The sequence below is a fragment of the Pseudomonas fluorescens genome (assembly GCF_004683905.1).
In the GTDB taxonomy this organism is placed as follows: Bacteria; Pseudomonadota; Gammaproteobacteria; order Pseudomonadales; family Pseudomonadaceae; genus Aquipseudomonas; species Aquipseudomonas putida_A.
On the sequence record NZ_CP038438.1, the window covers coordinates 2555753 to 2571876 of the forward strand.

Annotated in this window: 14 protein-coding genes; 8 read left to right on the top strand and 6 right to left on the bottom strand. The window is 61.6% G+C overall.

What is annotated here, in order from left to right:
• The first annotated feature begins 44 nt into the window (after positions 1–44).
• Positions 45–1691 (top strand): SulP family inorganic anion transporter, encoded by a 1647-nt coding sequence (locus E4T63_RS11565; protein WP_135295510.1) that lies wholly within the window; start codon positions 45–47, stop codon positions 1689–1691.
• 169 nt (positions 1692–1860) lie between these two features.
• Here the strand turns inward: E4T63_RS11565 and acnB are convergent, their stop codons facing one another.
• Entirely contained in the window at positions 1861–4470 is a 2610-nt protein-coding gene (gene acnB, locus E4T63_RS11575; protein ID WP_027613175.1) for a bifunctional aconitate hydratase 2/2-methylisocitrate dehydratase, read from the bottom strand.
• A 467-nt stretch (positions 4471–4937) separates the two neighbouring features.
• Here acnB and E4T63_RS11580 point away from each other — a divergent pair, with 467 nt between their 5' ends.
• Positions 4938–5408, top strand: coding sequence for a DUF1289 domain-containing protein (locus E4T63_RS11580; RefSeq protein WP_098968254.1), 471 nt, complete (start codon positions 4938–4940; stop codon positions 5406–5408).
• 101 nt (positions 5409–5509) lie between these two features.
• Here the strand turns inward: E4T63_RS11580 and E4T63_RS11585 are convergent, their stop codons facing one another.
• The gene (locus E4T63_RS11585) at positions 5510–6373 is read right to left on the bottom strand and encodes a universal stress protein (protein WP_135295511.1); all 864 of its coding nucleotides are present in this window, start codon (positions 6371–6373) and stop codon (positions 5510–5512) included.
• A gap of 159 nt (positions 6374–6532) precedes the next feature.
• Here E4T63_RS11585 and E4T63_RS11590 point away from each other — a divergent pair, with 159 nt between their 5' ends.
• The 3 genes from E4T63_RS11590 (at position 6533) to E4T63_RS11600 (ending at position 9283) form a co-directional block, all read left to right on the top strand.
• Entirely contained in the window at positions 6533–7141 is a 609-nt protein-coding gene (locus tag E4T63_RS11590) for a tRNA-(ms[2]io[6]A)-hydroxylase (RefSeq protein ID WP_007965776.1), read from the top strand.
• Positions 7142–7288: 147 nt separating this feature from the next.
• Positions 7289–7996, top strand: coding sequence for a response regulator (locus E4T63_RS11595; protein WP_027613172.1), 708 nt, complete (start codon positions 7289–7291; stop codon positions 7994–7996).
• A complete protein-coding gene (locus E4T63_RS11600; RefSeq protein WP_098968257.1) occupies positions 7997–9283 on the top strand; it encodes an ATP-binding protein in 1287 nt (428 codons plus the stop codon). It abuts the gene before it with no gap.
• 118 nt (positions 9284–9401) lie between these two features.
• Here E4T63_RS11600 and E4T63_RS11605 read toward each other — a convergent pair whose 3' ends face one another.
• Positions 9402–9890 carry a GFA family protein gene (locus E4T63_RS11605; protein WP_041067362.1) on the bottom strand — a complete coding sequence of 163 codons (489 nt, stop codon included), beginning with the start codon at positions 9888–9890 and terminating at the stop codon, positions 9402–9404.
• Between the two features lie 209 nt (positions 9891–10099).
• Between E4T63_RS11605 and E4T63_RS11610 the strand changes: the two genes are divergently transcribed.
• The 3 genes from E4T63_RS11610 to E4T63_RS11620 all read left to right on the top strand — a co-directional run bounded on the left by E4T63_RS11610 (position 10100) and on the right by E4T63_RS11620 (position 13305).
• The gene (locus E4T63_RS11610) at positions 10100–10984 is read left to right on the top strand and encodes a LysR substrate-binding domain-containing protein (RefSeq protein ID WP_135295512.1); all 885 of its coding nucleotides are present in this window, start codon (positions 10100–10102) and stop codon (positions 10982–10984) included.
• Positions 10985–11083: 99 nt separating this feature from the next.
• The gene (gene aguA, locus E4T63_RS11615) at positions 11084–12205 is read left to right on the top strand and encodes an agmatine deiminase (RefSeq protein ID WP_135295513.1); all 1122 of its coding nucleotides are present in this window, start codon (positions 11084–11086) and stop codon (positions 12203–12205) included.
• A gap of 2 nt (positions 12206–12207) precedes the next feature.
• Entirely contained in the window at positions 12208–13305 is a 1098-nt protein-coding gene (locus E4T63_RS11620; protein ID WP_135295514.1) for an extracellular solute-binding protein, read from the top strand.
• A gap of 268 nt (positions 13306–13573) precedes the next feature.
• Here the strand turns inward: E4T63_RS11620 and E4T63_RS11625 are convergent, their stop codons facing one another.
• The 3 genes from E4T63_RS11625 to E4T63_RS11635 are packed head-to-tail and all read right to left on the bottom strand — an operon-like array spanning position 13574 to position 16115.
• Positions 13574–14203: a DNA-3-methyladenine glycosylase family protein gene (locus tag E4T63_RS11625; protein ID WP_135295515.1), complete on the bottom strand. Its 630-nt coding sequence runs from the start codon at positions 14201–14203 to the stop codon at positions 13574–13576.
• A 1-nt stretch (position 14204) separates the two neighbouring features.
• Complete coding sequence (locus tag E4T63_RS11630) at positions 14205–15002, bottom strand: isocitrate lyase/PEP mutase family protein (protein ID WP_135295516.1); 798 nt, start codon at positions 15000–15002, stop codon at positions 14205–14207.
• 30 nt (positions 15003–15032) lie between these two features.
• Positions 15033–16115, bottom strand: a complete 1083-nt coding sequence (locus tag E4T63_RS11635; protein ID WP_135295517.1) for a bifunctional transcriptional activator/DNA repair enzyme AdaA — start codon at positions 16113–16115, stop codon at positions 15033–15035.
• Positions 16116–16124: the final 9 nt, after the last annotated feature.

Genomic DNA, 16124 nt, shown 5'->3' on the forward strand with positions numbered 1-16124 from the left:
TGCGTGATACGCACAGCGGCTTTTTTTCGTCTGGAGACAGTGGATTGTCGAGCGCGCCCCAATCTGTAGAGCCCCCCAATCGCTGGCAGGATATCCTCGCCGGTCTGTCGATTGCCGGTCTGCTATTACCCGAAGCGGTCGCCTATTCGACCATCGCCGCACTGGCGCCCCAGGCCGGGGTGATTGCGCTGTTTGCCGGGTTGCTGTGCTATGGGTTGTTTGGCACCAGCCGCTTTGCCATTGTCTCGGCCACGTCTTCGTCAGCAGCGGTGCTGGCGGCGGCCACCGCGACCATGGTCAATGGCGACCCGCAGTTACGCGCGACGCTGGCGGTCGGGTTGGTGCTGGTCACCGGTGGGCTGTTCTTGCTGGCGGGGATCTTTCGTTTCGGCAGCGTCACTGCGTTTATCGCCAAACCGGTGCTGCGCGGCTTCGCCTTCGGCCTCGCGCTGACCATCATCCTCAAGCAGGTCGCCAGTGTGGTCGGTGTGCATCTGACCGATGCCAATCTGGTGCGCTTCGCCCCGCAACTGCTCGAACAACTGCCGCAGTGGAACTGGCCGGCGGCGGCCGTCGCAGCGGTGTCGCTGGTGCTTTTGGGACTGTTCTCGCGCTTTCCACGGGTGCCAGGCGGTTTGCTGGTGGTGGTGATCGGCATCGTCGCCGGACAATGGCTGAACCTTCCGGCGTATGGCGTGAACATGATTGGCTTGATCGACCTGAGCCTGGAGGTGCCAAGCCTGCCGGTGCTGCCGTTTGCCGACTGGCTGCGGCTGGGGGAGGTGGGGTTTGCGCTGGTGATGATTCTGTACGCCGAGTCGTACGGCTCGATCAGTTCGTTCGCCCTCAAGCACGGTGATCGTGTGACCTCCAACCGCGATCTGCTGGCGCTCGGCGCAGCGAACTTGTTGTCCGGATTGTTCCATGGCATGCCGGCGGGGGCCGGGTATTCGGCAACGTCGGCGAACGAGGCCGCTGGCGCGACTTCTCGCTGGGCCGGTGGGGTGGCGGCGCTGGTGGTGCTGGTGATCGTGCTGACGGTGCTGCCGTGGATCGCCCTGACACCGGAGCCGATTCTGGCGGCCATCGTGGTTCATGCGCTGGCGCGGGGCTTGAGTCTGCAGCCGCTGGGGCGCTATTTCGTCTGGCGCCGGGATCGGGTGCTGGTGTTGTGCGCGGTGGGGGCGGTGTTGGTGCTGGGCATTCTCGACGGCTTGCTGGTGTCGGTGGCCATCAGCGTGTTGCTGATGCTCAAACAGATGTCGGCGGCGGACATTCAGGTGCTCGGTCGGATCGACGGCGGCCATGATTTTGTCGATCTGCAGCGTCACCCAACGGCGGTGACTGAGCCGGGAGTGCTGATTGTGCGGCCCAGTGAGGCGTTGTTCTTTGCTAACGTCGAGCGAGTTCTTGGTGCAGCTTTGCACTTGATTCGTCATTCGGACGTGGCGCTGCACACGGTGATTCTCAGTCTGGAGGAAACCCCGGATCTGGACGGCACCAGCATTGAGGCGATCCAGGAGTTCTTCCTGCGGGTGCATCAGGAGGGCAAGCGCCTGATTCTGGCGCGACTCAAGCATGAGGCGCTGGCCGTGTTGGAGGCGTTGCCTGAAGTGCAAGCAAATGGCGTGACGCTTAGCGGGCTGAGCGTTGATGGCGCGGTCCGGCAAGCCCTCAAACTCAACACTTAACCCCCCTGTAGGAGTGAGCCTGCTCGCGATAGCGGTGTGTCAGTCGATACAAATGTATCTGACACACCGCTATCGCGAGCAGGCTCACTCCTACAGGGGACGGTATTCCAAGGTATAAAAAAACGCCGCGCATCTCACGATGGGCGGCGTTTTCTATTGCTTTGTAACCTTAGGCTTGAACGACTGGAATCTTGGCGTTCGCAGCAGCTTCACGGAACTCGGCGATCTGGTCGAAGGACAGGTAGCGGTAGACATCGGCCGCCATGCTGTCGATCTTGCCAGCGTATTCCATGTACTCCTCGACGGTCGGCAGGCGACCCAGGATCGAAGCCACGGACGCCAGCTCGGCCGAAGCCAGGTAGACGTTCGCGCCGTCGCCCAGACGGTTCGGGAAGTTACGGGTCGACGTCGAGACCACGGTGCTGTTCGGCTCAACGCGTGCCTGGTTACCCATGCACAGCGAGCAGCCTGGCATTTCCATGCGTGCGCCAGCCTTGCCGTAAATGCCGTAGTAGCCTTCTTCGGTCAGTTGGTGAGCGTCCATCTTGGTCGGCGGCGACAGCCACAGACGGGTTGGCAGCTGACCTTTGACCTGATCCAGCAGTTTACCGGCAGCGCGGAAGTGACCGATGTTGGTCATGCACGAACCGATGAACACTTCGTCGATCTTCTCGCCAGCGACGCTGGACAGCAGACGGGCGTCGTCCGGATCGTTCGGCGCGCACAGTACCGGCTCGTTGATGTCGGCCAGATCGATTTCGATGACTTCGGCGTATTCGGCGTCGGCATCGGCTTCCATCAGCTCAGGGTTGGCGATCCAGGCTTCCATCGCTTGCGCGCGACGTTCCAGGGTACGTGCATCGCCGTAGCCTTCGCCGATCATCCAGCGCAGCAGGGTGATGTTGGACTGCAGGTACTCGGTGATCGACTCTTTCGACAGCTTGATGGTGCAACCGGCAGCCGAACGTTCGGCCGAGGCGTCGGACAGTTCGAACGCCTGTTCCAGGGTCAGACCTTCCAGGCCTTCGATCTCCAGGATGCGGCCGGAGAAGGCGTTTTTCTTGCCTTTCTTCTCGACGGTCAGCAGACCGTTCTGGATGGCGAAGTAAGGAATGGCATGAACCAGGTCACGCAGGGTGATGCCAGGTTTCATTTTGCCTTTGAAGCGCACCAGGATCGATTCCGGCATGTCCAGCGGCATGACACCGGTGGCAGCGGCGAACGCGACCAAACCGGAACCGGCCGGGAACGAGATGCCCATCGGGAAACGGGTGTGCGAGTCACCACCGGTACCCACGGTGTCCGGCAGCAGCATGCGGTTCAGCCACGAGTGGATGATGCCGTCGCCCGGACGCAGGGAAACGCCGCCGCGGGTCATGATGAAGTCAGGCAGGGTGTGGTGGGTGGTCACGTCGATCGGCTTCGGATACGCCGCGGTGTGGCAGAAGGACTGCATCACCAGGTCAGCGGAGAAGCCCAGGCACGCCAGGTCTTTCAGTTCGTCACGGGTCATCGGACCGGTGGTGTCCTGAGAGCCCACGGTGGTCATCTTCGGTTCGCAGTAGGTGCCAGGACGAACGCCTTTGCCTTCCGCGAGACCGCACGCCTTGCCGACCATTTTCTGCGCCAGGGTGAAGCCCTTGGTGCTTTCAGCCGGTGCTTCCGGCTTCTTGAACAGATCGAATGCCGGCAGACCCAGTTCGGCACGAGCCTTCTCGGTCAGGCCACGGCCGATGATCAGCGGAATACGACCGCCGGCACGGACTTCGTCCAGCAGCACAGGGGTCTTCATTTCGAAGGTGGTGATGACTTCGTCGGTACCGTGCTTGCAGACTTTGCCAGCGTGCGGGTACAGGTCGATCACGTCGCCCATGTTCATGTTCGACACGTCGAACTCGATTGGCAGTGCGCCGGCATCTTCCATGGTGTTGTAGAAGATCGGAGCGATTTTGCTGCCGAAGCAGAAACCGCCAGCGCGCTTGTTCGGCACGTAAGGGATGTCGTCGCCGAAGAACCACAGCACCGAGTTGGTCGCCGATTTACGCGAGGAACCGGTACCGACCACGTCACCGACGTAGGCGATCGGGAAGCCTTGACCGCGCATTTCTTCGATCTGCTTCATCGGGCCGGTCTTGCCTTGCTCGTCCGGAACGATGCCGTCACGGGCCATTTTCAGCATGGCCAGGGCGTGCAGCGGGATGTCAGGACGCGACCAGGCGTCTGGTGCAGGCGACAGGTCGTCGGTGTTGGTTTCGCCGGTGACCTTGAATACGCGCAGGCTGATCTTGTCGGCCAGGACAGGACGCTTCTTGAACCACTCGCCGTCAGCCCAGGATTGCAGCACGGCCTTGGCGTGAACGTTGCCGTTCTTGGCTTTTTCAGCCACGTCGTGGAAGGCATCGAACATCAGCAGGGTGTGCTTGAGTTCTTCGGCAGCCACTGGCGCCAGCTCGGCGTTGTCCAGCAGTTCAACCAGAGTCACGATGTTGTAGCCGCCCTGCATGGTGCCGAGCAGTTCTACAGCACGCTTCTTGTCCAGCAGAGGGGAGGTGACTTCGCCTTTGGCCAGGGCCGACAGGAAACCGGCTTTGACGTAAGCGGCTTCGTCCACTCCTGGTGGTACGCGATTGGTGATCAGGTCAACGAGGAAAGCTTCTTCGCCAGCCGGAGGATTCTTCAGCAGCTCGACCAGGCCTGCAGTTTGTTCGGCGTTAAGCGGCTGGGGAACGATACCCAGGGCTGCACGCTCTTCGATATGTTTGCGGTAGGCTTCAAGCACAGTTATTACCCTCATCAGTGGTCCCAAATGGGTGTCCGGGACGCTCATCCCGAAATTGCCGTACTCATGCACCGCACGACGTTGTGGGTCGTTTGGCCAGAATTACCGGCAATTCCTTACAGAAGCTGCTTTCAAAGTTTTACGCCTGCAGAACGGGGAGCTGATGAGGGTTGGCGTTGGGCTTTTCCCCGCTGGAAAAACCCTTCGCCAACACCGCTCTGAAGGAACGACTGTGCTCGTGACGCTTTGAAAACAGCTTCTAACGGACATTGGCGCCTTAAAAGGCTGGCTGATTCTACGGCAAAAAAAATTTAAAGGTAAGTCGCGCTCTATTGGACTTTGGTGGCGTTGTGCGCGGGCGAGGCAAACCGCGAGCCAGCGCTTGCCCCTGACGTTTGAGGGGTGATCAATGCCCGACAAAGGGCTAACATGCCGGCCTGTTCCGCGTTTCAGTGTTTTGCCAATTTATGCCCAATCAGACCATCAAGACCCCCTGCGTCGGCCTCTGCTCCACTGTTTACGGAGATCTGGTGTGCCGTGGCTGCAAGCGTTTCCACCACGAAGTGATCCACTGGAATGGTTACGGCGAGGAGGAAAAGCGTGCGGTGTGGTTGCGTCTGGAGCAATTGCTGTCACAAGTGATGGCGAGCAAGGTCGAGATCTTCGATTCGGCGCGGCTGCGCCAACAGCTGGAGCAGCGCAAGATCCGCTTCGTGCCGCATCAGTCGGAATATTGCTGGGCCTATCAGCTGATTGCGCGCGGGGCGCGGGTGATCATTAATCTGGAAGCCTATGGGATGGTGTTGCTGCCGGAGTTCCGCGACTGGAACCTGCCGGCGTTGCGCGATGCCATTGATCGGGAATTTTTCCTGCTGTCGGAAGCGCATTATCAGCGCTACATCGCCCCGGGCTTCCTCAAGGACGTCTTTGGCGCCTGAAGATCAAAAGCTTCGCGAGCAAGCCCGCTCCCACAGGAGATTGCATTCCAAATGTGGGAGCGGGCTTGCTCGCGAAGACTGACTTTCAAACGCCGCAGTCCCTAATGCTTCACCGCCAACTCCACCAGATGATCTTCAATCTCCTCCGGCTTGAGCACCAGCACGTCGCTTTCCAGGGCATCCAGCACCACTTCGGCGGTATTGCCGATCAGTGCGCCTGACAACCCGGTGCGCGCCACAGTGCCGATCACCGTCACCGCCGCCTGCAGCTTGTGCGCCATGAATGGGATCAGCACGTCGGCCGGGCCTTCCTCGATGTGCAGGTGTTCGTCGTCCACATCGAACTCGGCCTGAAACGCCTTGCACTGCTCGCGGTATTTCGCCTCGATGGTTTCCTTGAGTTGAAAGGTCGGATCCGCCGCCGAGAGCATGGGTGACGGATGCGCCGTGATCACATGCAGATGCGCCTTGGCGAGGCTGGCAATGTCGTAGCCGTGATCAATGATCGTGGTGTGCAAATGCCGGTGTTCGCCATCGGCATTGCCCACGTCCACAGCCGCAAGAATCACCCGGTCTTTCCAGGAAGTGGATGTTTTTACCAATAGCACCGGGGTCGGGCAGTGCCGCAGCAGTTTCCAGTCGGCCGGCGTCAGCAGGGCCTTTTTCAGCGCACTGTCGGGATAGTGCTGCTTGACCACCAGCCCGCAGCCTTCGGCCTGCTGCACATCGATGATGGTTTCATGCAGGCTCTCGTTCCACGCCTGTTCGGTGGTCGCGCTGTAGCCATCCGCCAGCAGCGCGGCTTTGAGCACGCCGAGCATGCCGGCGTGGTCGTGCTTGCGGTCGCACACCAGCAGGTGCAGATGGGCCTGGGTCACGCCGGCGATCAACTTGGCGCGCTTGAGCGCCAGGCTTTCCGAATGTTCGGGTTCGATGACCACCAGAATGCTGCGAATGGCTTGCATGAGCGGAGTCTCCAGCAAAGAAAAGGCACGGCGTTGCACAACTATAGTTGCTGCTCATGCGCCTGCGACTTGATACATATCAACGCCTGCGACTGGTGGTCTGCGGGCAGGCCGGTATAATCGGCGGCCTTTGCTCGTACACCTTTTACCGTGAGCCCCATGATCCTTCCCGAAATCCACGAATTCCTTGGCTGCCGCACGCCCGACGCCTGGGTCCAGGCGGCACTGGCCGATCAGGAAACCCTGCTGATCGACCACAAGAACTGCGAGTTCAAGGCCGCCAGTACCGCGTTGAGCCTGATTGCCAAGTACCATTCCCACGTCGACCTGATCAACATGATGTCGCGTCTGGCCCGGGAAGAGCTGGTGCACCACGAACAAGTCATGCGCATCATGAAACGCCGCAAGATCGAGCTGCGCCAGTTGCACGCCGGGCGTTACGCCTCGGGCCTGCGCAAAGTGGTGCGCAGCCATGAGCCGGTGAAACTGGTGGATACGCTGGTGGTCGGCGCATTTATCGAAGCGCGCAGTTGCGAGCGTTTCGAAGCGCTGGTGCCGCATCTGGACGAAGAACTCGGCAAGTTCTATTTCGGCCTGCTGAAAAGCGAGGCGCGGCACTTTCAGGGTTATCTGAAACTGGCTTACCAGTACGGCGACGCGAAGGACATCGCTCAGGTGATCGACAAGGTGCGTGCGGCCGAGCAGGAGCTGATCGAGTCGCCGGACGAAGAGTTCCGCTTCCACAGTGGTGTGCCGGCCGCGGCCTGAAACACAAACTGTTAAAAACTCTTAAGAGTATGAAATATCACCGAAAACCGGCCCCTGCGGCCGGTTTTTGCTGCCCGAAACAACGCCTCGCCGACGAATCCCGCCATACTGTCGCCCACTTCACACATGGGTTGGCAGACGGTCGTTATGGATAACCTGGGTTTTGGCAAAGTCCTGCTGGTCGAAGACGATGAGCGTCTGGCCACGTTGATTGCGCACTTTCTCGAACAACATGGCTACGAGGTGCGCGCGGTGCATCGCGGTGATCTGGCAGTGGCCGCGTTTCTCGAGTTCCAGCCCAAAGTGGTGGTGCTCGACCTGATGCTGCCGGGGCAGAGCGGCCTGCACGTGTGCCGGGAAATCCGCAGCGTGTCGGACACGCCAATTGTCATCCTTACCGCCAAGGAAGACGACCTCGACCATATTCTCGGCCTGGAATCCGGCGCCGACGACTACGTGATCAAACCGATCAAACCGCCGGTACTGCTCGCTCGGCTGCGCGCCTTGCAGCGGCGGCAGATGCCGGAAGCCGGCGTGGTCAGTGCGCTGGAGTTCGGACGCTTGAGCATCGATCGCAGCTGTCGCGAAGTGCGTCTGGCCGGCGAGATCATCGAAATGACCACCATGGAATTCGAGCTGCTGTGGTTGCTGGCCAGCGCCGCCGGCAAGACCCTGTCCCGCGATGACATCCTCAATCGCATGCGCGGTATCGCTTTTGACGGGCTCAACCGCAGCGTCGACGTGTACATCAGCAAGTTGCGCAACAAACTCAAGGACAACCCACGCGAACCGGTGTGCATCAAGACCGTGTGGGGCAAGGGGTATCTGTTCAATCCGTTCGCGTGGGAGCTGTAGATGCTGCGGTTATTCCTCGGGCTGTTTCTGGTGATGACGGTGGGCCTGGTCCTGGCCCTGCAAACTGTCGAGCGTACGTTCGATGCCTTGCTCGACTATCAGATGCAGGACTACAACCGCGAGGCGGTGCGTGGTCAGGCCTGGACGCTGGGGGAGTTGCTGCGCAACCTCGACAGCCCGGCCCGTGAAAAACAATTGCAGGCCCTGCGCCCGCACTATGGCCTGGGGTTGACCTTGGTCGACGCCGATCAACTGGCGCTCAGCGACGAGGAAAAAGCCGAGCTGGCTCAAGGCTTGCTGGTGATCCGCGACAAATACACCCAATACATTTCAGCCATCGACGGCGGCTCGCAACTGCTCAGCATTCGCTTGCCCGCCGAACCCAGCCTGATGCCGTTCTACATTGCCGGTGCCTACTTGATGATCGCCGTGCTGATCGGCTGTGTGTTGTTTTTCTGGGTGCGTCCGCACTGGCGCGATCTGGAAAAACTGCGTCTGGCCGCCGAGCGCTTTGGCGACAACGACCTGTCGGTGCGCATTCAACTGTCCAAGCGCTCGAACATTCGCGATCTGGCTGAACACTTCAACCTGATGGCGGCGCGCATCGAGAGTTTGATCGCCAATCAGCGTGAGCTGACCAACGCGGTGTCCCACGAACTGCGCACGCCGATTGCGCGATTGTCGTTCGAACTCGACCAGCTCAAGCAACAGCCGGACGCCAGCCAGAACCGCGAACTGATCGCCGACATGTACGCCGACCTTGGCGAGCTGGAAGAAATGGTCTCCGAGCTGCTGACCTACGCCAGCCTCGAACGTGGCGCGACGGTGATCAAGTGCGAAAACATTCAAGCGGCCAACTGGCTCGACAGCGTGGTCGGCAGTGTGGCGCTGGAGGCGGAAGCGGCGGGGGTGCAGTTGCTGATTGGTGATTGCCTGCTCGACACCGTGCGCATCGAGCCGCGGTTCATGGCGCGGGCGGTGATCAATCTGCTGCGCAACGCCATTCGTTATGCCGAGCAGCGAGTCGAAGTGACGCTGGTGCGCAGCGGCGATTACTACGAAGTGCGGGTCAACGACGACGGCCCGGGTGTGCCGGTGGAAGGTCGGGAGAAAATCTTCGAGCCGTTCTCGCGGCTGGATGCCAGTCGCGACCGTCGTACCGGCGGTTTCGGCCTGGGTCTGGCGCTGGTGCGGCGGGTGTCGCAGTCTCATGGCGGGCAGGTCGAGGTCGGGGAATCAGTGTGGGGTGGGGCGTCGTTCCGGATGACCTGGGCGCATCTGGACTGATTTGTGTAGACAGGTTGGGCCCTATCGCGAGCAGGCTCACTCCTACATTTGGAATGCATTCCCTTGTAGGAGTGAGCCTGCTCGCGATAGGGCCATCAATCACAACACAACCCCCTGCTCATTTGACCAATCCCAACCGCTCATGCCACTGCGCAATCGACTCCTCGGGATACACCGCAAACTGCTTGTCCTTGGGTTTCGCATCCACCTCGACCCAGGGCGCCTTCGACCCCAGCATCAAATGCGTGTGCTGCGGCGGCACCGGCAGTGGCGTATCGATGGCCGAGGCGAATGGATGAATCAACTCCGGCCATTCCGGGCTGAACAGCCACAAGCCGCTGCCGCACTGTGAGCAGAAATGCCGCTCGGCGGTGCTGCGATGGGCACGTTTTTCACCTGCTTCCTTCATCTTCGCGTGGTAGATGCTGATGTGCTTGCGCCCCTGAACCTTGAGGCTGGCCGCATCGCCACCGAGGTTGATCGCATAGCCGCCACCGCCTTGAGTCTTGCGGCAGATCGAGCAGTAGCAGCGTTGATAGGGGTAGGGATGGGCGCTGGTCAGGCTGAAAGTGACGGCGCCGCAATGGCAGGAGCCTTCGAGGTGCATGTTGGGCCTCCGGTTGGCTGAAGTGGGTGCGGTTGAGCCTAGAAGATTTGTGGTGATCATGTTGACGCCTTCGCGAGCAAGCCCGCTCCCACAGGGGAACGCATTTCAAAGTGTGGGAGCGGGCTTGCTCGCGAAGAACGATAACGCGGTGCCACTGGACGCCTGCTCAAGGCCCGGTCAGCATGTCCCCAAAAAAGGCACCCCAACCCATGCGAAGACTCCCCTCACTGGCGGCCCTGCGAACCTTCGAATGCGCCGCCCGCCACGCGCATTTCGGCCGGGCTGCCGCCGAGTTGTGCGTCACCGACAGCGCGGTCAGCCACCAGATCCGTCAGCTCGAAGAGCAACTGGGCGTCTCGCTGTTCATCCGCGAAGGCCGGCAGATCCGCCCGACCATCGCCGCCGGACGCCTGATGCAGAGCCTGCAGCAGGCCTTCGAACTGATCGGCGAGGCCTGCGATGAACTGCGCGATCCTTCCTCGCTGGCGGTGTTGCGCCTGGCGGTCACCGCCGAGCTGGCGCAAAAGTGGCTGATGAACCGCCTCACCGATTTCTACGCACGCTATCCGCACATCACCCTGCATCTCTACGAACAGCCGATCGACGCCAGCGCGCCGGGCGAAGACATCGACCTGGCGATCACCTACGGCACCGGCCCGGTGGACAGCAGCGCCTACTTCGTACGGCCGTTGCCGGCGCTGCAATTCTTCCCGGTATGCAGCCCGGGGCTGTTCAACCAGGGCACCCTGAAAACCCCGAAAGACCTGGCGCGCCACTGCCTGCTGCACGACGATCAGGACGGCAAGACCTGGACCGCATGGCTGACCAGTCACGCCGGCGATCTGCGCCCGCAGCGCCAGTTGTATTTCGCCCATGCCGGTCTGGCGCTGGAAGCGGCGGCACAGGGGCAGGGTGTGGCGATGGGCGACAACCTCACCGCGCAGGAGGACTTGCTGAGCGGGCGGCTGGTGCGGCCATTCACCTCGAGCATGACCGCGCTCGGCCAGTACGCGCTGGTCTGCGAACGGCTGCGCCTGGAGCGGCCGGCGGTGGCGCAGATGCTTGAATGGTTCAACGATCAACTGGCCGATTGATGAGTTGAATTCAACTGTTCCGCAATATTCATCGTTGGCGGGCCAGCCGTCCGCGACCGTAGCCTGTGGTCATTCCCAACCCCAAGACGAGGTTTGACCATGGCACGTTTGCTCGACTCCACCCCCAAGCGCGACGGCTTCCGTCTGCCCGGCGAATTCGAAGCCAAGTCCGGCTGCTGGCTCGGCTGGCCGGAGCGCACTGACGTGTGGCGCAACGGCGCGAAACCGGCGCAGAAAGTCTGGGTGCAGATCGTCACCGCCATCTCCCACAGCGAACCGGTCACCGTCTGCGCCTCCGCCGCGCAATTCGCCACCGCCCGCCGCCAGTTGCCGCCGCAAGTGCGTGTGGTCGAGATGACCTGCAACGACACCTGGTTCCGCGACAGCGGCCCGTGCTTCGTGGTCAACGACCAGAGCGGCGAAGTGCGTGGCGTCGACTTCGAGTTCAACGCCTACGGCGGCCTCGACGGCGGGCTGTATTACCCGTGGGACAAGGACGACCAGATCGCCAGCAAGATCCTCGAAATCGAACGCTTCGACCGTTACCGCGCACCGCTGATTGCCGAACTTGGCGGCATCCAGAGCGATGGTCAGGGCAGCATCCTCACCACCGAACAGTGCCTGCTCAACCGCAATCGCAACCAGCATCTGGGCAAGGACGAGGTCACTCGACGCCTGACCGATTACCTCGGTGCCGAACAGGTGATCTGGCTGCCACGCGGCTGCAAGTTCGACGAAACCGATGGCCATGTCGATGACCTCGCCTGCTTCGTGCGCCCCGGCGAAGTGGTGCTGCAATGGACCGACAACCGCGACGATCCGCAGTGGGAAATCTATCAAGAGGCCTACGACATCCTGCGCAGCACCCGTGACAGCCGTGGCCGCGAGTTGATCGTGCACAAGCTGCCGCAACCGGACGTGCTGGAGTGGACCGCCGAAGAAGCCGAAGGCCTCGATCAGCAGGACAGCACTCACACCCGTCAGGCCGGCACCCAAATCTGTGCGTCGTACATCAACTACTACGCCGGCAACAGCTCGATCGTGGTGCCGCTGTTCGGTGATCGCAACGATCAGGTGGCGCTGGCGACCCTCGCCGAGCTGTTCCCGCAGCACAAGATCGTCGGCATCGAAAATTCCCGGGAAATCCTCCTCGGTGGCGGCAACGTCGCGTGCATCACCATGCCGCAATACGCCGGCACGTCTAATCGCAAGGGGGTGTGATGATGGGCCTGCACAAACTGACTCAAGCGTTATTGCTGGTGCTTGCACCCCTGTGTGTGCAGGCCGCCGACACCGCCAGACCGGTGGTTAATCTGTATATCTGGGGCGAGTACCTGGCCCCGGATACGCTGAAGAACTTCGAGGCGAAAACCGGGATTCAGGTGGTCGCCGATCACTTCGATTCGCTGGAAACCGTGGAGACCAAACTGCTCACCGGACGCAGCGGGTATGACTTGGTACTGACCGCCGGCCAGCACCTGTCGCGGGCCATTGAAAGCGGTGCGATCCAGCCGCTGGACAAGGCTCGGGTGCCGCACTTTGCCGGGGTCGGTGACGAGTTCCGCCAGCACATGGCGGTGTTCGATCCGGGTAACCGTTACGCCGGCATTTATGCCTGGGGCACCACCGGCGTCGGCTATCAGGAGCAAGCGATCAAGCAGCGTTTACCAGAAGCGCCGACCGACAGCTGGGCGATGCTGTTCGACCCGGCGGTGGTGGCCAAATTTGCCGATTGCGGGGTGAGTCTGCTCAACGATCCGAACGAAGTGTTCGCGGCGGTCATGAAGTACCTGGGCCTGGACATCAACCGGCAGAACCTCGATGACCTGAAACTCGCCGAACAGCAACTGGCGAAGATCCGCCCGTACATTCGCTACTTCGACAACGATCTGAATATCAGCGATCTGGCCAACGGCAACACCTGCGTGGCGATGTCGTGGAACGGCAACGTGGCGATTGCCGCAGGGCAGGCGCAAGCGGCGAACAAGCCGTTCCAGCTCAGTTACCGCATCCCCAAAGAGGGCACGTTGATCTGGTTCGACGCCATGGTCATTCCCAAAGATGCGCCGCATCCGCAGGCGGGGCTGGCATTGATGGATTATCTGATGACGCCTGAGGTGATCGCGCCGATCACCGACACCATCCACTACGCCAATGCGATCACGGCGGCGGATGGTCTGGTGGATGCATCGATCCGTAATGATCCGGGGACGTATCCGTCGGAGGCGGTGCGGGCTTCGCTGTACAGCAAAAATGACAATGGCAAGGCGTTCAATCGGGCTTTGATTCGGGCGTTCAGCAAGTTGAAATCTGGCCTCTGAAAAGCCAACCCTCACCCCAGCCCTCTCCCGGAGGGAGAGGGAGCCGACCGAGGAGTCTTGCGTAATACATTGACCTGAAAATCCTGGGCGACTATGGATTCGCAGCAGCTATTACAGGTCGGCAAACATCTCCAGTCTCCCCCAGTCAGTTCCCTCTCCTGGAAGGACAGGGAGCCAACCGGGGCGACTATGGATTCACAGCCGCTATTTCAGGTCGGCGGATATCTCCAATCTCCCCCAGTCAGTTCCCTCTCCCTCCGGGAGAGGGCTAGGGTGAGGGCAGCGGTTTTGGTACGCGCCACAGGTACCACGCCGCCACCGTCCGATACGGACTCCACGCCAGGCCGATCTCGATCATCTGCCTGCGCGTCGGCTGTACCTCCAGCGCCTTCAATCGGCGATAGCCCTCGCGCACGCCAAAATCATCCGCCGGCAGAATATCCATGCGCTCCAGGCTGTAAATCAGCAGCATCTCCACGGTCCAGCGGCCAACCCCGCGCAGGCTGACAAGGCGTTCGATCAGCGCTTCATCGTCCATCGCCAGCGCGGTGGGATAATCCGGCACCATACCGTCCAGCGTTGCCCGGGCGATGCCCTGAATGGTCGCAATCTTGCCCGCCGAAAAACCGCAACCGCGCAGTTGATCGAAGTCGGTCGCGAGAATCTGTTCAGGCCGGGGAAACGTCTGCCCCGGAAACAGCGCCACCAGACGCCCGACAATCGCATCCCCGGCCTTGGCGTGCAGTTGCTGATAGGCAATCGCCCGCACCAGCGATTCGTAAGGGTCACGCGCCGGGTGCGGTTGATGCAGGCACTGGCCGACGGCTACAACGTGGCGCTGCCAGTCCTCGTCGAGCGCGGCCAGAAATTCGCTGGCCGCCTGATAACGATCCGTCATGCTATTTCAGCAGTCCGTTGACTTCGCCGTAGGTCAGCGCCTTCAGGTCGTGGGTGTCGAGCTTGCCGCTGGCGAGGAAGCTTTTCACCAGCGAACCCATCGCGCCGTAGAGGAACTCGGCGATTCCCGACCCGGCGCTCAGGCGCCGCACGCCCAAAGCTTGCAGCTCGGACGGCGAGGGCAGGCAGGCAAAGCCGAGCACGTTCACCGGCAGTGACGTGCCCTTGCAGATTGCCTCGATTTCATAAGCGGCGGTCACGCCAGCGGCAAACAAGCCATCGGCCCCGGCGGCCTGGTACAACGCTGAACGGTGCAGGGTTTCGGCGACGCGATCCTCGGCCGGTACCAGGCCCTTGAGGTAGACGTAAGTGCGTGCGTTGATGAACAGCTTCACACCACGCTTCTGAGCGATCTGCCGTGCTACTTCGATCTTGCGCGCCAACAGTTCCGGGGCGCCGCTGCCGTCCTCGATATTGATCCCGACCGCACCGGCGGCGAGCACCGCGTCGACCACTTCGGCCACACGGCCAAGGTCATCGGAATAACCCGCCTCGATGTCCACGCTCAGCGGCACCTGGATCACCCGCGCGATGGATTCCACGGTTGAAATCAGCCGTTCAAGGGGCAGGGTGTTGCCGTCTGGATAGCCATGCGCCCAAGCGACTGCCGCGCTGCTGGTGGCGACCGCTTGCCCACCCGCGTGCTCGACCAGCCGCGCGCCGGTGGCGTCGGCGACGTTGGTCAGGATCAGCAGACCTTCCTGGTGTAACTGGTGGAACCGAGTGTCGAGCGCGTTCATCGAAATCCCTTCTTGTGAGTGGTGCGAGCGTCAGAAAGCCAGTGGTTGCGTGAGCTGCACCGCAGCGTTTTCCAGCCTCAGCAGAAACGCCTTGCGCGGCTGTCCACCACCATAGCCGGTCAACGAGCCGTCCGCACCGATCACCCGATGGCACGGGACCACGATCGACAGCCGATTGTGCCCATTGGCCAAGCCTACCGCGCGACTGGCGCCGGGTTTGCCCAGGCGTGAGGCGATGGCGCCGTAGGTGCTGGTCTGGCCATAAGGAATTTGCAGCAGTTGCTCCCAGACTTGCTGGTCGAACGCGCTGCCGGGCAGATGCAGCGGGACGCTGAATGCACTGCGCGTCCCGGCAAAATATTCGTCGAGTTGCTCTTCGATCTGCCGCAAAGGCGCGTTGTGTCCCGGGGCGACCACGTAGCCATGACGGCTTTGCAGCTCTTCGACTTCGCGGGTCAGCGCCGGGCGATCGAGAAACTCCAGCAACACCAGTCCGCGACGTTCGGCCATGGCGATCATCGGCCCCAGCGGCGTGGTCAGGCGGGTGAACAGCAGCGGTTCACTGCTGGCCGCACGACCCGGGGTGATGTGGAACGACTTCTGGAACGCATCGCGAAAACCGCTGAGCGATTCGTAGCCGGAATCGAACGCCGCATGATCAATCGAGGTGCCTTGGCGAATGCCGCCCAGTGCCATGCCGAGCCGGCGCGTGCGCAGCCACGCATGAAAGGTCATGCCGAAATGCTGCTTGAACCAGCGCCGCAGCTTCAGCGGTTCGATGCCTTCGGCCAGCAGTTGCGCATCGCTCCAGCGCATTTCCGGGTCGGCATCGACGGCGGTGAGCAGGCGCTGCACCCAGTCGGGGGCGATGGCTGCGGCGTCCAGCGGCTTGCAGCGCAGGCAGGCGCGATAACCGGCGCTCAAGCACTCATCGGCATGGGCGAAGAATTCGACGTTCTCCGGTTTCGGCTTGCGCGCCGTGCAGCTGGGGCGGCAGAAGATCCCGGTGGTTTTCACGGCCGTGAAGAACACCCCTTCGTAGGCGGTGTCGCGTTCGAGCATGGCGCGAACCATCTCGGCGTGGGGCGGCAGGAGTGCGGTTTGTATGTTCATGGGCAGAGC